The organism is Enterobacter sp. EC_50 (assembly GCF_019584525.1).
GTDB classification, from domain to species: domain Bacteria; phylum Pseudomonadota; class Gammaproteobacteria; order Enterobacterales; family Enterobacteriaceae; genus Enterobacter; species Enterobacter roggenkampii.
This window is the reverse complement of the sequence record NZ_VDAF01000002.1, coordinates 101,419-117,582: the sequence shown is the minus strand read 5'-3', so window position 1 is coordinate 117,582 and position 16,164 is coordinate 101,419. Positions and strand designations below refer to the sequence as shown.

The 16,164-nt window shown below is 57.1% G+C and carries 18 protein-coding genes; 14 read left to right on the top strand and 4 right to left on the bottom strand.

Going from position 1 to position 16,164, the window contains the following annotated elements; genetic code table 11:
- The 3 genes from FHC48_RS02280 to murJ all read left to right on the top strand — a co-directional run bounded on the left by FHC48_RS02280 (position 1) and on the right by murJ (position 3,242).
- The gene (locus FHC48_RS02280) at positions 1-651 is read left to right on the top strand and encodes a YceH family protein (protein WP_021240772.1); all 651 of its coding nucleotides are present in this window, start codon (positions 1-3) and stop codon (positions 649-651) included.
- 2 nt (positions 652-653) lie between these two features.
- Positions 654-1,577 (top strand): Gfo/Idh/MocA family protein, encoded by a 924-nt coding sequence (locus FHC48_RS02275; protein WP_045417119.1) that lies wholly within the window; start codon positions 654-656, stop codon positions 1,575-1,577.
- 129 nt (positions 1,578-1,706) lie between these two features.
- The gene (murJ, locus tag FHC48_RS02270; protein WP_021240770.1) at positions 1,707-3,242 is read left to right on the top strand and encodes a murein biosynthesis integral membrane protein MurJ; all 1,536 of its coding nucleotides are present in this window, start codon (positions 1,707-1,709) and stop codon (positions 3,240-3,242) included.
- Between the two features lie 59 nt (positions 3,243-3,301).
- On the opposite strand, the gene flgN is transcribed toward murJ, so the two are convergent.
- From flgN to flgA, 3 genes are all read right to left on the bottom strand, one after another.
- A complete protein-coding gene (gene flgN, locus FHC48_RS02265; protein ID WP_008500818.1) occupies positions 3,302-3,727 on the bottom strand; it encodes a flagella biosynthesis chaperone FlgN in 426 nt (141 codons plus the stop codon).
- A gap of 4 nt (positions 3,728-3,731) precedes the next feature.
- Positions 3,732-4,025, bottom strand: coding sequence for a flagellar biosynthesis anti-sigma factor FlgM (gene flgM / locus FHC48_RS02260; protein WP_008500817.1), 294 nt, complete (start codon positions 4,023-4,025; stop codon positions 3,732-3,734).
- A gap of 93 nt (positions 4,026-4,118) precedes the next feature.
- Complete coding sequence (gene flgA, locus FHC48_RS02255) at positions 4,119-4,778, bottom strand: flagellar basal body P-ring formation chaperone FlgA (protein ID WP_059364671.1); 660 nt, start codon at positions 4,776-4,778, stop codon at positions 4,119-4,121.
- Between the two features lie 157 nt (positions 4,779-4,935).
- On the opposite strand from flgA, the gene flgB reads away from it, so the two are divergent.
- The 11 genes from flgB to flgL all read left to right on the top strand — a co-directional run bounded on the left by flgB (position 4,936) and on the right by flgL (position 14,790).
- Positions 4,936-5,352 (top strand): flagellar basal body rod protein FlgB, encoded by a 417-nt coding sequence (gene flgB, locus FHC48_RS02250; protein ID WP_008500815.1) that lies wholly within the window; start codon positions 4,936-4,938, stop codon positions 5,350-5,352.
- A gap of 3 nt (positions 5,353-5,355) precedes the next feature.
- A complete protein-coding gene (gene flgC, locus FHC48_RS02245) occupies positions 5,356-5,760 on the top strand; it encodes a flagellar basal body rod protein FlgC (RefSeq protein WP_008500814.1) in 405 nt (134 codons plus the stop codon).
- Positions 5,761-5,771: 11 nt separating this feature from the next.
- Positions 5,772-6,482, top strand: coding sequence for a flagellar hook assembly protein FlgD (flgD, locus tag FHC48_RS02240; RefSeq protein WP_220420502.1), 711 nt, complete (start codon positions 5,772-5,774; stop codon positions 6,480-6,482).
- Between the two features lie 26 nt (positions 6,483-6,508).
- A complete protein-coding gene (gene flgE / locus FHC48_RS02235; RefSeq protein ID WP_008500812.1) occupies positions 6,509-7,717 on the top strand; it encodes a flagellar hook protein FlgE in 1,209 nt (402 codons plus the stop codon).
- Positions 7,718-7,737: 20 nt separating this feature from the next.
- On the top strand, positions 7,738-8,493 hold the full coding sequence (locus FHC48_RS02230; protein ID WP_008500811.1) for a flagellar basal body rod protein FlgF: 756 nt from the start codon (positions 7,738-7,740) through the stop codon (positions 8,491-8,493).
- An 11-nt stretch (positions 8,494-8,504) separates the two neighbouring features.
- Positions 8,505-9,287, top strand: coding sequence for a flagellar basal-body rod protein FlgG (gene flgG / locus FHC48_RS02225; protein WP_008500810.1), 783 nt, complete (start codon positions 8,505-8,507; stop codon positions 9,285-9,287).
- A 57-nt stretch (positions 9,288-9,344) separates the two neighbouring features.
- Positions 9,345-10,043 (top strand): flagellar basal body L-ring protein FlgH, encoded by a 699-nt coding sequence (gene flgH, locus FHC48_RS02220; protein ID WP_008500809.1) that lies wholly within the window; start codon positions 9,345-9,347, stop codon positions 10,041-10,043.
- Positions 10,044-10,055: 12 nt separating this feature from the next.
- Positions 10,056-11,153, top strand: a complete 1,098-nt coding sequence (locus tag FHC48_RS02215) for a flagellar basal body P-ring protein FlgI (RefSeq protein ID WP_008500808.1) — start codon at positions 10,056-10,058, stop codon at positions 11,151-11,153.
- Complete coding sequence (gene flgJ / locus FHC48_RS02210; protein WP_021240767.1) at positions 11,153-12,106, top strand: flagellar assembly peptidoglycan hydrolase FlgJ; 954 nt, start codon at positions 11,153-11,155, stop codon at positions 12,104-12,106. The genes FHC48_RS02215 and flgJ overlap by 1 nt, the downstream gene beginning before the upstream one ends.
- Before the next feature lie 75 nt (positions 12,107-12,181).
- Positions 12,182-13,822, top strand: coding sequence for a flagellar hook-associated protein FlgK (flgK, locus tag FHC48_RS02205; RefSeq protein ID WP_119312071.1), 1,641 nt, complete (start codon positions 12,182-12,184; stop codon positions 13,820-13,822).
- A gap of 14 nt (positions 13,823-13,836) precedes the next feature.
- Positions 13,837-14,790: a flagellar hook-associated protein FlgL gene (gene flgL / locus FHC48_RS02200; protein ID WP_021240765.1), complete on the top strand. Its 954-nt coding sequence runs from the start codon at positions 13,837-13,839 to the stop codon at positions 14,788-14,790.
- A gap of 75 nt (positions 14,791-14,865) precedes the next feature.
- On the opposite strand, the gene FHC48_RS02195 is transcribed toward flgL, so the two are convergent.
- On the bottom strand, positions 14,866-16,080 hold the full coding sequence (locus FHC48_RS02195) for an MFS transporter (RefSeq protein WP_059365185.1): 1,215 nt from the start codon (positions 16,078-16,080) through the stop codon (positions 14,866-14,868).
- Positions 16,081-16,164 lie beyond the last annotated feature (84 nt).

The window sequence follows — 16,164 nt, the reverse complement described above, 5'->3', positions numbered from 1 at the left end:
ATGAAGTATCAGCTAAACGGTACAGAAGCGCGCGTGATTGGGTGCTTACTCGAAAAACAGGTCACCACGCCGGAGCAGTATCCGCTGTCCGTCAACGCCGTGACCATGGCCTGCAACCAGAAAACCAACCGCGAGCCGGTGATGAACCTCAGCGAGCATGAGGTTCAGGACGTGCTGGATGCGCTGGTCAAACGCCACTATCTGCGCACCGTCAGCGGCTTCGGCAACCGCGTGACCAAATACGAACAGCGCTTCTGTAACTCTGAATTCGGTGACCTGAAGCTGAGCAGTGCGGAAGTGGCGGTCATCACCACGCTGTTGCTGCGCGGGGCGCAAACGCCGGGAGAACTGCGAACCCGCGCTTCCCGCATGCATGAGTTTAGCGACATGCAGGAGGTCGAGCAAACTCTGGAAGGGCTGGCCGCGCGTGAAGACGGTCCTTACGTGGTGCGTCTGGCGCGCGAGCCGGGCAAGCGTGAAAGCCGCTATATGCACCTGTTCAGCGGTGACGTTGATAGTTCAGTTAAATCCAGCGCAACTGACATAACGGCCGTAGATGATGATTTGGTTGCCCGCGTAGCGGCGCTGGAAGACGAGGTCGCCGGGCTGAAACAGCGTCTGGATGCCCTGCTGGCACATTTGGGAGACTGACGGTGAAAAAATTACGCATTGGCGTAGTAGGGCTGGGCGGTATTGCACAAAAAGCCTGGCTGCCGGTTCTGGGGGCAGCGACGGACTGGACGCTGCAAGGGGCATGGTCACCCACGCGCGAGAAGGCCGAGCGGATCTGCGAAACCTGGCGTATGCCGTATGCGGCGTCGCTTCAGGATCTGGCCCGCGAGTGCGATGCGGTCTTTGTCCATACCTCAACGTCTACCCACTATCAGGTCGTGAGCGAGCTGCTCAATGCGGGCGTTCACGTTTGCGTGGATAAACCGCTGGCGGAAAATGTTCCGGACGCGGAACGCCTGATTGAACTGGCGGCGCGTAAAAAACTGACGCTGATGGTCGGCTTCAACCGCCGCTTCGCGCCCCTTTACCAGCAGCTTAAGGCACAGTCGGGCACGTTTGCCTCGCTGCGGATGGATAAGCACCGCACGGACAGCATCGGGCCGAACGATTTGCGCTTCACGCTGCTGGATGATTATCTCCACGTTGTGGATACGGCGCTGTGGCTCGCCGGCAGCAACGCGCAGCTGCAAAGTGGCACGCTGCTCACGAACGAGCAGGGTGAAATGGTCTATGCAGAACACCATTTCGCGATTGACCATCTGCAGATCACGACCAGCATGCATCGTCGTGCCGGCAGCCAGCGAGAATGCGTCCAGGCCGTCACCGACGGCGCGTTGTACGACATTACCGACATGCGTGAATGGCGGGAAGAGAAGGGCAGCGGCGTGGTGACGCTCCCCGCGCCTGGCTGGCAGAGCACGCTTGAACAGCGCGGTTTTGCCGGTTGCGCCCGCCACTTCATCACCTGCGTGCAAAATCAGACGGTTCCTGAAACGTCCGGCGAGCAGGCCATCATGGCGCAGCGCATTGTGGAAAGGCTCTGGCGCGAGGCCATGAGTGAATAACTCGCTGTAACATCTGCGGATAGTAATTCGTTGAAATCCGGGTAGACTAAGCGCCGCTTGTAGGCTTTGCCGGGTGGCGCTTACGCTTGCCCGTCCTGGAAATCCGTATGGTTCTGGAAATTCACGTTAATGAACTTATTAAAATCGCTGGCGGCCGTCAGCTCGATGACCATGTTTTCCCGCGTGCTGGGTTTTGCGCGCGACGCCATTGTGGCAAGGGTATTTGGTGCAGGGATGGCCACGGACGCCTTTTTCGTCGCGTTCAAATTACCGAACCTGCTGCGTCGTATTTTTGCGGAAGGGGCGTTCTCCCAGGCATTCGTCCCGATCCTGGCAGAATATAAAAGCAAGCAGGGCGAGGACGCCACGCGCGTCTTTGTGTCTTATGTCTCCGGCCTGTTGACGCTGGCGCTGGCGGTGGTGACCGTCCTCGGGATGCTGGCCGCGCCCTGGGTGATTATGGTGACCGCGCCCGGCTTTGCCGATACGGCCGACAAGTTTGCCCTGACCTCGCAGCTGTTGCGCATTACTTTCCCCTATATTCTGCTGATCTCGCTGGCCTCGCTGGTGGGGGCGATCCTCAATACCTGGAACCGCTTCTCTGTACCGGCGTTTGCGCCGACGTTTCTTAACGTCAGCATGATCGGCTTTGCCCTGTTCGCCGCCCCGCACTTCAACCCGCCGGTGCTGGCGCTGGCCTGGGCGGTCACCGTCGGCGGCGTGCTGCAGCTGGCGTATCAGCTGCCGCACCTGAAAAAAATCGGCATGCTGGTGCTGCCGCGCATCAACCTCAAAGATGCCGGGGCGATGCGCGTCATCAAGCAGATGGGGCCCGCCATTCTCGGCGTCTCCGTCAGCCAGATCTCGCTGATTATCAACACCATCTTTGCCTCGTTCCTGGTGTCCGGCTCGGTTTCCTGGATGTACTACGCCGATCGCCTGATGGAGTTTCCGTCCGGGGTGCTGGGCGTGGCGCTGGGGACCATCCTGCTGCCGTCGCTGTCGAAAAGTTTTGCCAGCGGCAATCATGATGAGTATTGCCGCCTGATGGACTGGGGCCTGCGTCTCTGCTTCCTGCTGGCCCTGCCAAGCGCGGTGGCGCTGGGTATTCTGGCCAAACCGCTGACGGTGTCGCTCTTCCAGTACGGGAAATTCACCGCCTTCGATGCCGCCATGACCCAGCGCGCGCTGATTGCCTACTCGGTGGGACTGATGGGGCTGATCGTGGTGAAAGTGCTGGCGCCGGGCTTTTACTCGCGTCAGGACATCAAAACGCCGGTAAAAATTGCCATCGTGACGCTGATTATGACGCAGCTGATGAACCTGGCGTTTATTGGTCCGCTGAAACATGCCGGCCTGTCATTATCGATTGGTCTCGCGGCCTGTCTGAATGCCGGCCTGCTGTACTGGCAGCTGCGCAAGCAGGATATTTTCACGCCGCAGCCGGGTTGGGGCAGTTTCCTGGTGCGTCTGATCGTTGCGGTACTGGTGATGTCTGCCGCGCTGCTTGGCATGATGCACGTGATGCCGGAGTGGTCCCTGGGCACGATGCCTTATCGTCTGATGCGCCTGATGGCCGTGGTGTGCGTTGGTGTGGTGGCGTACTTTGCTACGCTCGCGGTGCTGGGTTTCAAAGTCAAAGAGTTTGCCCGCCGGACGGCATAAACGCCAAAAGGGGAGTTCACCTCATGGTGCTCCCCACTGCATGATTAGTCGCTTAAGCGTCAAATCGAAATCTTTTTCACACCTGCAATACGCGCCGTCGCCGTCTGACCATCCGCACCGTACAGACCGGTTTCTTTATGCGGTTTCAACACCTCAAGCGCCTGCTGATTACGCTCAATCTGCCCTTCCAGTAGCCAGCCGTTATGCTGGTTAAGATCGCGCAGGTGCTGGGTTTTTTCAGTAATGGTCTGCCAGCGCTCAATAATATCGTCATTGGCGCTGCGCTTAGGATCTTGCTCAGCGCGTCGCTGCTGCTCCAGATAATCCAGCGTTGCCAGAAGCGAACTTTTGTCTTCAGTAATACGCTGCAGCGCGCTGCCGTTGATGTGACCGGAAGAGAGATGCTGCTGTTCAGCGTCCATTACCGTTTTCAGGTCGTTCAGGACAACCGTCATTTGATCCAGTATTTCTGACAGTCGACTCATACGGTTAGTTACTCTGTAAGAAACTCTGTGCTTCCTGAATCAGGGCGTCAGCGATTTTGCTGGTGTCCATTTTCAGCTCACCGTTACGAATAGCCGTTTTCAGCGCTTCAACACGTTCCATATTGATATCGTTGCTGCCCGGCTGCATCAGTTTTGCCTGCGCGTCGCTCAGGGTCACGCTGGTGCTGTTGGACGTTGACGGTTTTTCCAGGCGCGTTTTCTGCGCCGTTGCATCATTCGTTTCGCGAGGTTGTACAGCGCTTACCGGCTTCAGGGCTGATGTACGATCAATGCTCATAGTGTTGTCCTCATCGAGGGTTCACGGCGTTTGCGCCTGACATCATCATTAGTGGAATATTTATCGGCACGCGCCGCGAAATCTTTAAAAAGATTATAGGTTAATCAGAATATTCCCATCAGCATCGACGGTTCCGCTCACCACCTGGCCTGAGGACATTCTGACGCGGGCGTTTTGCGCCACCGCGGCATTGTTCAACGCTTTCCCTTCACTGTTGATGCTAAAGCCATCTCCGTTGGCCACCACCATCACCTGTTGGCCTGCTTTTACCCGCCATGCCTGACGCAGCATGGAGAGCTGTATCGGCTGGCCTGGCGCGACGTCGCGCAGGCTGACGGCGTCCTGTGCCTGGTTAATATCCAGCATGGTGCGTGGCGGCAGCTGATCCAGACGGCCGCGCTTCAAGGTCACGCTGTTTGTTTGTAGTACGCTGCCGCGCGCAATGGGCACGGCGGCGACAACATAATTGCCCGTCGCCTGAACGGCAACCTGTAAATAGCGTTTTTCGTTGGCGCAGCGTGCCAGCACGTTCACATTCCCCCAGAGCTTTGTGAACCCTACCACGCTGAAGGACGGCTGGTCGCACGTCGGGTACAGATTCGGTGGCGTGCGCACGGTAACGGTCACGTCATCGCTAAAGCCTGCCAGTTTTTCAGCAAAAAAAGCCGTTAGCCGATCCTGTATCCCTTCAGCCTGCGCCAGAGGGCTTAACAGCAAGAGAGCCGCCACCAGACCACGTTTTAACGTTTGCATCGCAAGTTCCACCGTTTCCAGAGTTGAACGAATTCTACCTGCAGTGGTTTTGCATCAACGGAATAAATAGCGACGCATTTTGCGCTTATTCCGTCGATAGGGGAGACCGGGTGAGATTTAAGCTGTGAACTGAAATTTTGCCATCAGCGGAGGAGACATGCTCGATAAACTCGACGCCGCGTTACGTTTTCAGCAGGAAGCGCTCAACTTACGCGCCCAGCGGCAGGAGATTTTAGCCGCCAATATCGCTAACGCCGATACCCCGGGGTATCAGGCGCGCGATATTGATTTTTCCAGTGAACTCAAAAAGGTGATGGAGCGTGGACGTGCCGAAGGAACGGGTGTTGCACTTGCCATGACATCCTCTCGCCATATTCCTGCTCAGGCGATGACCGCGCCAGCGACCGATTTACTTTATCGCATTCCCGATCAGCCCTCACTCGACGGTAACACCGTGGATATGGACCGGGAGCGTACCCAGTTTGCCGACAACAGCCTGAAATACCAGACGGGTCTGACCGTACTCGGCGGACAAATCAAAGGCATGATGAACGTCCTGCAGGGGGGGAACTGATAGATGGCCTTGCTGAATATTTTTGATATCGCCGGTTCGGCGTTAACCGCACAGTCCAAGCGCCTGAACGTGGCCGCCAGTAACCTGGCGAACGCCGACAGCGTCACCGGACCCGACGGTCAGCCTTATCGTGCCAAACAGGTTGTCTTTCAGGTCGATGCTGCGCCAGGCGCGGCGACGGGCGGCGTGAAGGTCTCGGATGTGGTGGAGAGCCAGGCCCCGGACAGACTGGTGTATGAGCCGGGTAACCCACTGGCGGATGCCAGCGGATACGTGAAGATGCCAAACGTGGATGTGGTGGGTGAGATGGTGAACTCCATGTCGGCTTCCCGTAGCTACCAGGCCAACGTCGAAGTGCTTAATACCGTGAAGAGCATGATGCTCAAAACACTCACTCTCGGCCAGTAAAGGAGACATGCATGTCCATCGCCGTAAATGTGAATGATCCGACGAACTCGGGTGTTAACAACACAAAGAGTACGACGGGTTCTAACTCCCTGACGGGAAGTAACGCCGCCGATCTTCAGGGCAGCTTTCTGACGCTGCTGGTGGCGCAGCTTAAGAACCAGGATCCCACTAACCCGATGCAGAACAACGAACTGACCACGCAGCTTGCGCAGATCAGCACCGTTAGCGGCATTGAGAAACTCAACACCACCCTTGGTTCCGTCTCTGGACAGATTAATAGCGCCCAGTCTCTGCAGGCGGCAAGCCTGATTGGCCACGGGGTGATGATCCCGGGAACCACGATTCTTGCGGGCACCAGCACTACCGAAGGCAACACCACCACGACCACAACGCCGTTTGGCGTTGAGCTGCAGCAGGCGGCGGAGAAAGTTACCGCAACCATTACCGACAGCAACGGCACTGTCGTGCGCACCATTAATATCGGCGAGCTGAAGGCGGGCGTTCACACCTTTACGTGGGACGGCAGCCTGACCGACGGCACGAAAGCACCAAACGGTGCTTACAAAGTCGCGATCAGCGCCAGCAACGGGACGACCCAGCTGGTGGCGCAGCCGCTGCAGTTCGCGCTGGTCCAGGGCGTGATTAAAGGAAGCGACGGCAACAAACTGGATTTGGGAACCTCTGGTTCCACCACACTCGACGAAGTTCGGCAGATTATCTAAGCCTTAACACTTATCAGGAGTAAGTCATGGCCTTTTCTCAAGCGGTCAGCGGCCTGAATGCTGCGGCCACCAACCTGGACGTCATTGGCAACAACATCGCCAACTCCGCGACCTATGGTTTTAAATCCGGTTCTGCTTCCTTTGCAGACATGTTTGCCGGTTCCAAAGTCGGCCTGGGCGTGAAAGTTGCGGGCATCACTCAGGACTTTAGCGACGGCACCACCACTAACACCGGTCGTGGCCTGGACGTTGCCATCAGCCAGAACGGTTTCTTTCGTATGGTCGACTCCAACGGCTCTGTGTTCTACAGCCGTAACGGCCAGTTCAAGCTGGATGAAAACCGTAACCTGGTGAACATGCAGGGGATGCAGTTAACGGGGTATCCGGTTGCCGGGACGCCATCAACGGTTCAGACCGGGGCGAACCCACAGGTCATTAATATCCCAACCACGCTGATGGCCGCGAAGTCCACCACCACGGCTTCCCAGCAGATTAACCTGAATTCCACCGATACCGCGCCGACCACCGCCTTTGATCCGGCTAACCCGGACACGTACAACAAAAAAGGTACGGTGACCGTCTTTGATAGCCAGGGTAATGCGCACAACATGAACCTGTTTTATGTCAAAGATGCGACCCCGGCTAACTCCTGGAAAGTGTATGCCCAGGACGGTAGCGTCGCAGGCAGCACGGCGGCACTGGCCACCACGCTGACCTTCGATAATAACGGTACGCTGACCGGTGGTGGAAATATCAACATCACTACCGCGACCATCCCAGGTGCGACGCCAGCGACCTTCGCCATGAGTTTTGCTAACTCCATGCAGCAGAACACCGGTGCGAACAATATCGTCGCGACCAGCCAGAATGGTTTTAAACCAGGCGACCTGGTGAGCTACCAAATCAATGACGACGGCACTGTGGTCGGTAACTATTCCAATGAACAGACCCAGGTTCTTGGCCAGATCGTGCTGGCAAACTTCGCCAACAACGAAGGTCTGAAATCGGAAGGCGACAACGTCTGGTCTGCCACCCAGTCCTCCGGCGTGGCGCTGCTGGGTACTGCCGGAAGCGGTAACTTCGGCACGCTGACCAACGGCGCGCTGGAAGCCTCTAACGTCGATCTGAGTAAAGAGCTGGTGAACATGATCGTCGCGCAGCGTAACTATCAGTCGAACGCGCAGACCATCAAAACCCAGGATCAGATCCTCAACACGCTGGTTAACCTGCGTTAAGCGGCTAACAGGAAAGCGCAATGGATCACGCAATATATACCGCGATGGGCGCGGCAAGTCAGACGCTCAATCAGCAGGCCGTTACCGCCAGCAACCTGGCAAACGCCTCAACGCCGGGCTTTCGCGCGCAGCTTAATGCGCTGCGCGCGGTGCCGGTAGAAGGACTTTCCCTGCCGACCCGTACGCTGGTGACCGCATCAACCCCTGGCGCCGATATGACGCCAGGGCAGATGGATTACACCTCACGCCCGCTGGACGTGGCTCTGCAGCAGGACGGCTGGCTGGCGGTGCAAACGGCGGACGGTAGCGAAGGCTATACCCGTAACGGGAACATCCAGGTGAGCGCGACGGGCCAGCTGACGATTCAGGGGCATCCGGTGATGGGGGAAGCGGGTCCGCTGACCGTACCGGAAGGTTCTGAGCTGACTATCGCTGCGGACGGCACTATTTCGGCGCTCAACCCGGGCGACCCGGCCAATACCGTTGCGCCCGTCGGTCGTCTGAAGCTGGTTAAGGCGGAAGGCAAAGAGGTGCAGCGTGGCGACGACGGTATGTTCCGTCTGACCCAGGCGGCGCAGGCGACGCGGGGTGCCACCTTACAGGCCGATCCGAGCATCCGCGTGATGTCTGGTGTTCTGGAAGGCAGTAACGTCAAGCCGGTCGAAGCCATGACCGACATGATCGCCAGCGCCCGTCGTTTTGAAATGCAGATGAAGATCATCAGCAGCGTCGATGAAAACGCGGGCAAGGCTAACCAACTTCTGGCTATGAGCTAACAGGATTCCTTATGATCAGTTCTTTATGGATCGCGAAAACTGGCCTGGACGCCCAGCAAACCAATATGGACGTGATTGCCAACAACCTGGCAAACGTGAGCACCAATGGTTTCAAGCGTCAACGCGCCGTTTTCGAAGATTTGCTTTATCAAACCATCCGCCAGCCGGGCGCGCAGTCTTCTGAACAGACGACGCTGCCATCGGGCCTGCAGATCGGTACCGGTGTTCGTCCGGTGGCGACCGAGCGTCTGCACAGCCAGGGCAACCTGTCTCAGACCAACAACAGCAAAGACGTGGCGATCAAAGGCCAGGGCTTCTTCCAGGTGCAACTCCCTGACGGGACTTCTGCCTACACCCGCGACGGCTCGTTCCAGGTCGATCAGAACGGCCAGCTGGTGACGGCGGGCGGTTTCCAGGTTCAGCCTGCGATTACCATCCCGGCGAACGCCCTGAGCATTACCATCGGACGTGACGGTGTGGTCAGCGTAACCCAGCAGGGGCAGGCTGCGCCGGTTCAGGTTGGGCAGCTCAACCTGACCACCTTCATGAACGATACCGGTCTGGAAAGCATTGGTGAGAACCTCTACACCGAGACGCAATCCTCCGGTACGCCAAATGAGAGCACCCCGGGCCTGAACGGCGCGGGCCTGCTGTATCAGGGCTATGTTGAAACCTCCAACGTGAACGTGGCGGAAGAGCTGGTGAATATGATCCAGGTTCAGCGCGCGTATGAAATTAACAGTAAAGCAGTGTCGACGACCGACCAGATGCTGCAGAAACTGACGCAACTCTAAGGTGTAGCCCGGTGCGGTAAACGCCGCGCCGGCTCCCTGTTTTCGAAGATGAAGGCAATGCAAAAAAACGCGGCGTTTCGTTATCCGATTCTGACTGTTCTGGCCGTCACCCTCAGCGGGTGTGCCTGGATCCCGTCTAAACCTTTGGTCCAGGGTGCGACGACTGCCCAACCCGTTCCTGGCCCTGCGCCAGTAGTCAACGGCTCCATTTTCCAGACCGCGCAGCCGATTAATTACGGCTATCAGCCGCTGTTTGAAGATCGCCGCCCGCGTAACGTCGGCGATACATTGACCATTGTGCTGCAGGAAAACGTCAGCGCGAGCAAGAGCTCGTCGGCGAACGCCAGCCGTGATGGCAAAACGAATTTTGGCTTCGATACCGTCCCGCGCTACCTGCAGGGACTGTTCGGCAACGCGCGTGCTGATGTCGATGCCTCTGGCGGCAACACCTTTAACGGTAAAGGTGGCGCGAACGCCAGCAACACCTTCAGCGGCACGCTGACGGTGACAGTTGACCAGGTACTGGTTAACGGCAACTTACACGTTGTGGGTGAAAAACAGATCGCCATCAACCAGGGCACTGAATTCATTCGCTTCTCGGGCGTGGTTAACCCTCGCACCATCAGCGGCACCAACACCGTTCCGTCCACCCAGGTGGCGGATGCGCGCATTGAGTACGTCGGTAACGGCTACATCAATGAAGCGCAGAATATGGGTTGGCTGCAGCGCTTCTTCCTTAACTTATCGCCGATGTAAGCGAGGTGACCCATGTTTAAATCGATCTTCGCCGTGGCGCTCGCGCTGGTGGCTACCTTTGCCCAGGCTGACCGTATTCGCGATCTCACCAGCGTTCAGGGCGTGCGTGAAAACTCGCTGATTGGCTATGGCCTGGTGGTGGGGCTGGACGGTACCGGTGACCAGACGACCCAGACCCCCTTTACCACCCAAAGTCTGAACAACATGCTTTCCCAGCTCGGCATTACCGTGCCGGCGGGAACTAACATGCAGCTGAAAAACGTGGCGGCAGTAATGGTCACCGCGTCCTACCCGGCGTTTGCGCGTCAGGGACAGACCATTGACGTGGTAGTCTCCTCAATGGGTAACGCCAAAAGCCTGCGCGGCGGTACGCTGCTGATGACTCCGCTGAAAGGCGTCGACAGCCAGGTTTATGCGCTGGCGCAGGGGAACATTCTGGTCGGCGGTGCGGGTGCATCCGCAGGCGGAAGCAGCGTGCAGGTGAACCAGCTCAACGGCGGACGGATTACCAACGGGGCGATCATTGAGCGTGAACTGCCGACCCAGTTTGGCGCGGGCAACACCATTAACCTGCAGCTCAATAATGAAGACTTCACGATGGCGCAGCAGATTGCCGATACCATCAACCGCAGCCGCGGCTACGGTAATGCCACGGCACTCGATGCGCGCACCGTGCAGATCCGTACCTCCACCGGCAGCAGCAACCAGGTGCGCATGCTGGCCGATATCCAGAATATGGAAGTGAACGTTCCGGTCCAGGATGCGAAGGTGATCATCAACTCCCGTACCGGCTCGGTGGTGATGAACCGGGAAGTGTCGCTCGACAGCTGTGCCGTGGCGCAGGGGAACCTGTCGGTGACGGTGAACCGCTCCGCTAACGTGAGCCAGCCGGACACGCCGTTTGGCGGTGGTCAGACGGTGGTAACCCCGCAAACGCAGATTGATTTACGTCAGAGCGGTGGGTCTTTACAGAGCGTGCGATCAAGCGCCAACCTGAACAGCGTGGTGCGCGCCCTGAACGCCCTGGGCGCAACGCCGATGGATCTGATGTCCATTCTGCAATCCATGCAAAGCGCGGGCTGCCTGCGCGCCAAACTGGAAATCATCTAATGCTGACCGATAGCAAACTGTTGACCAGTGCAGCCTGGGACGCCCAGTCGCTCAACGAACTGAAAACCAAAGCAGGCAAAGACCCGGCGGCGAATATCCGCCCGGTCGCCCGCCAGGTGGAAGGAATGTTTGTACAGATGATGCTGAAGAGCATGCGCGAAACCCTGCCGAAAGACGGGATGTTCAGCAGCGATTCAACGCGTCTCTACACCAGCATGTATGACCAGCAGATTGCGCAGCAGATGACCGCCGGCAAAGGCCTCGGTCTGGCTGACATGATTGTCAAGCAGACCGAAGCGGCGCAGGGCATTCAGCCTCAGGATCAGCCGCAGCAGGTACCGATGAAATTCGACCTGGAAACGGTGACCAGCTATCAGAACCAGGCTCTGACGCAAATGGTGCGTAAAGCCATGCCGAAAGCCACGGGCAGCGGCGATGAGCCGCTCTCCGGTGACAGCAAAGACTTCCTGGCGCAGCTTTCTCTGCCTGCGCGCCTTGCCAGTGAACAGAGCGGTGTGCCGCATCACCTGATTCTGGCGCAGGCCGCGCTGGAGTCGGGCTGGGGTCAGCGCCAGATCCGCAAGGAAAACGGCGAACCGAGCTTCAACATCTTCGGTGTGAAAGCCACCTCCAGCTGGAAGGGGCCAACTACGGAGATCACAACCACCGAATACGAGAACGGTGCGGCGGTGAAGGTCAAAGCCAAATTCCGCGTCTACAGCTCGTATCTGGAAGCGTTGTCCGATTATGTTGGCCTGCTGAGCCGAAATCCGCGCTATACCGCCGTGACGCAGGCGGCGACGGCGGAGCAGGGCGCTCAGGCGCTGCAAAACGCGGGCTACGCGACCGACCCGAACTATGCGCGCAAGCTCACCAGCATGATCCAGCAGCTGAAATCCATGGGCGAGAAGGTCAGCAAAGCCTATAGCACAGATATTGAAAATCTGTTCTGAAAGTTCTCAAGTCCCGGTGGAGGTTGCCGATAACCTTCATCAGGACTCGTATCTGAACGTATAAAAGGAACCCCCATGTCCAGTTTGATTAACAGCGCCATGAGTGGCCTCAGTGCTGCGCAGTCGGCACTCAATACCGTCAGTAATAATATTTCAAGCTATAACGTGGCAGGCTATACCCGCCAGACCACGGTGCTGGGCGCATCTAACAGCACGCTGACCGGCGGTGGCTGGGTGGGTAACGGGGTGTATGTCTCCGGTGCCCAGCGTGAGTATGACGCCTTCATCACCAATCAGCTGCGTGCCGCGCAGACGCAGAGCAGCGGCCTGACGACGCGCTACCAGCAGATGTCAAAAATCGACGATGTGCTCTCCGATACCACCAATTCGCTCTCCACCACGCTGCAGGACTTCTTCAAAAGTCTGCAAACCCTGGTGAGCAACGCGGAAGATCCGGCGGCGCGTCAGACGGTGCTGGGTAAAGCGGGCGGTCTGGTCAATCAGTTCAAAACCAACGATCAGTATCTTCGTGACCAGGATACGCAGGTGAATACCGCGATTAGCACCAGCGTTTCTCAGATCAACAACTATGCCAAACAGATTGCCAATCTGAACGATCAGATTTCCCGTCTGACCGGCGTCGGTGCGGGCGCATCGCCTAACGATCTGCTTGACCAGCGCGATCAGCTCGTCACTGAGCTGAACAAAATCGTCGGCGTGGAAGTGTCTGTGCAGGATAGCGGCACGTATAACATCTCTTTCGGCAACGGTTACAGCCTGGTGCAGGGCAGCAAAGCTAACCAGCTGGCGGCCGTGAAGTCCAGCGCCGATCCGTCCCGTACCACCGTGGCCTATGTCGATGACGTGGCCGGGAACGTAGAGATCCCGGAAAAGATGATCACCACCGGTTCTTTGGGCGGTTTACTGACCTTCCGCACGGAAGATCTGGATAAAGCTCGTAACACCCTGAACCAGATGGCGCTGGCCTTTGCCGATTCGATGAACACGCAGCATGAAGCCGGCTTTGACGCTAACGGTGATGCGGGCGGTAAGCTGTTCAACTTTGGTTCTCCGGCGGTGCTGTCCAACAGCAAGAACGGCGGGTCGGCGGTTGTTACGGCCTCTGTGGCGGACAGCAAACAGGTCCAGGCGACAGACTATAAGCTGCAGTTCAACGGCACTGACTGGACGATCACCCGTACATCAGACAAAACCAGCTTTACGATGAGCCCGGATGCCAGCGGCAACCTGTCGTTTGATGGTCTTAACGTCAACGTGAGCGGCACGGCAAATACCAAAGACAGCTTTACCGTGAAGCCGGTTTCCGACGTCATCATGAACATGGATCTGGCGATCAGCGACGAGTCCAAACTGGCGATGGCGTCAGTGCAGAACGGCGGCGAAAGTGATAACCGTAATGGCCAGAAACTGCTTGATCTTCAAAACGCGAAAGTTGTGGGTGGGAATAAAACCTTTAACGATGCGTATGCCTCTCTCGTCAGTACAGTCGGTAGCTCAACGGCGTCACTGAAGGTGAGCAGCCAGACGAAAGCGAATGTGGAAACACAGTTAACCAAACAACAGCAGTCCATCTCAGGGGTAAACCTCGACGAAGAGTATGGCAATTTGCAGCGTTATCAGCAGTATTACCTTGCCAACGCGCAGGTGTTACAAACTGCTAGTACGCTCTTCGACGCAATTATCAATATTCGCTAAGGTTGAGGTGAACAATGCGTATTAGCACCCAAATGATGTACGACCAGAACATGCGGGGGATCACCGATTCCCAAAGCAAATGGCTAAATTACGGGGAACAAATGTCCACCGGTAAGCGCGTTAATCGTCCGTCGGACGATCCTATCGCGGCGTCGCAGGCGATTGTTCTATCACAGGCTCAGGCGCAGAATAGCCAATTCGATCTTGCGCGTACCTTTGCAACGCAGAAAGTATCGCTTGAGGAGAGTGTCCTTTCACAGGTTACAACGGCCATTCAGAGCGCTCAGGAAAAAGTCGTTTATGCGAGGAATGGGACATTAAGTGACAGCGATCGGGCATCTCTGGCGACAGACCTGCAAGGCATACGCGATCAGCTTATGAACCTCGCCAACAGCACTGACGGTAATGGACGATATATCTTCGCAGGGTACAAGACGGAGAATGTCGCTTTTGACCAAACCAGCGGCAATTATATCGGTGGTACTACCCCAGTTAACCAACAGGTGGATTCTGCACGAAATATGCAAATCAGCCACACTGGCACAGAGGTTTTCGCCACGTTTACCAGCAATGCAACACCGGAGCCGGGTGGTGGAACACCTGAAAAGAATTTATTCAAGATACTGGATAATGCTATCACCTCGTTGAACACACCGGTCGGTGACGATCAAGCGAAGGTCGATCAGGAAAATGCAGCCATTGATGCTGCGAACCGGGGGTTGCGTAACTCGCTTGATAATGTATTAACTGTACGGGCCGATTTGGGTACCAAACTTAACGAACTGGATAAACTGAACACACTGAGTAACGACCGGTCACTCGCACAGACTTCGCAAATGAGTGACCTTGTGGACGTTGACTGGAATGCGGCAATTTCCTCTTACACCATGCAGCAGGCGGCCTTGCAGGCGTCTTATAAAGCGTTTAGCGATATGCAGGGCATGTCTCTGTTCCAGCTGAACAAATAACATCTTGACCTCTTAGAACATGTCTTGAAACTGGGCATGTTTTGCTGCCCAATCCGTCTGGATTGGGCATTTTTTTTATGCGACTTCTGCTGTTACTGAGGCGACACGCGCGCTTTCTATCAGACGGATGACCAGCGCAATGACGCCACAGACGGTGGCCAGTGCGACCACACCCGTCCAGCCAGCTAGCGAGTAGATATTGCTGCCTAACGCGGACCCCAGCGCCATCCCGATAAAGACGACCGTAAAGAGCAGGGCGTTGAGACGACCACGCGCCTGCGGTTCAAGGCTGTACACCAAGTTCTGATGGGCGACCAGGCTGGACTGCAGGCCCAGGTCGAACCCGACGGCAGAGATGGCGATCAGCATCAGCTGTCCATGAACGCCCAGCGCGGGCATCAGGAACATCAGGGCGAAAGAGACGGTCACAAGAACGGCACCAAGCTGCGTGACTTTTCCTGCCCCCAGTTTGTCCGCCAGACCCCCCGCCAGTGGGGCAGCTAACGCACCCGCGGCACCGGCAATACCAAAACCACCTGCGACGGCACTACCCAGGTGATAGCGTTCCAGCAGCATGACCGCAAGCGTTGACCAGAAGGCGCTAAAGGCAATCGACAGGAAACCCTGAGCCAGCGCCGCGCGGCGCAGCGCCGGGTAGCGACGCCACAGGTGTTCCATCGAGCGCATCAGCGCGGGGTAGCTCAGCGTGGAGTGAATGGCAAAACGGGGAAGTACAAACCACATCATTACCCCGATGAACGCAATGCTCGCCGCTGCCAGCTGGTACATGACGCGCCAGCCAAACGCTTCGCCCACCACGCCGCTCACGGTTCTGGATAATAAGATACCCATCAGCAGCCCGGTCATTACTGTACCTACGGTTTTTCCCTGTTTGCCTTCCGGCGCAAGAATGGCCGCGGCAGGGACGATATCCTGTGCCATGGTGGCGGCCATGCCGATAAGCAGGCTTGCCAGCAGCAGGGAATGGATCTGCCCGGTCAGGCTACAGCCGAGAAGAAACAGCGCCAGCGCCGCGCTTTTGATCAAAATTAACGTCCTGCGGTCGTGGCGATCGCCCAGAGGAAGCAGGAACAGGATGCCAAGCGCGTAGCCTGCCTGCGTTAATGTTGGCACCAGGCCCATACCTTCAATACTCAAATGCAGGTCGGCACCCATCAGCGGCAGCAGGGGCTGCGCGTAATAGATTGATGCCACGCTGAAGCCAGCCCCCAGAGCCAGCATAAAGATCACCCAGCGGCTTACAGCATGGGAAGTCGTTGTTGTGTTCATAATTTGTTCCTCATTCATCGTGTGAGGCTATTTTTTATCAGTACGCCTTGCGACGGTAGCGGGCCCGGTGGTAAAACGCTTATA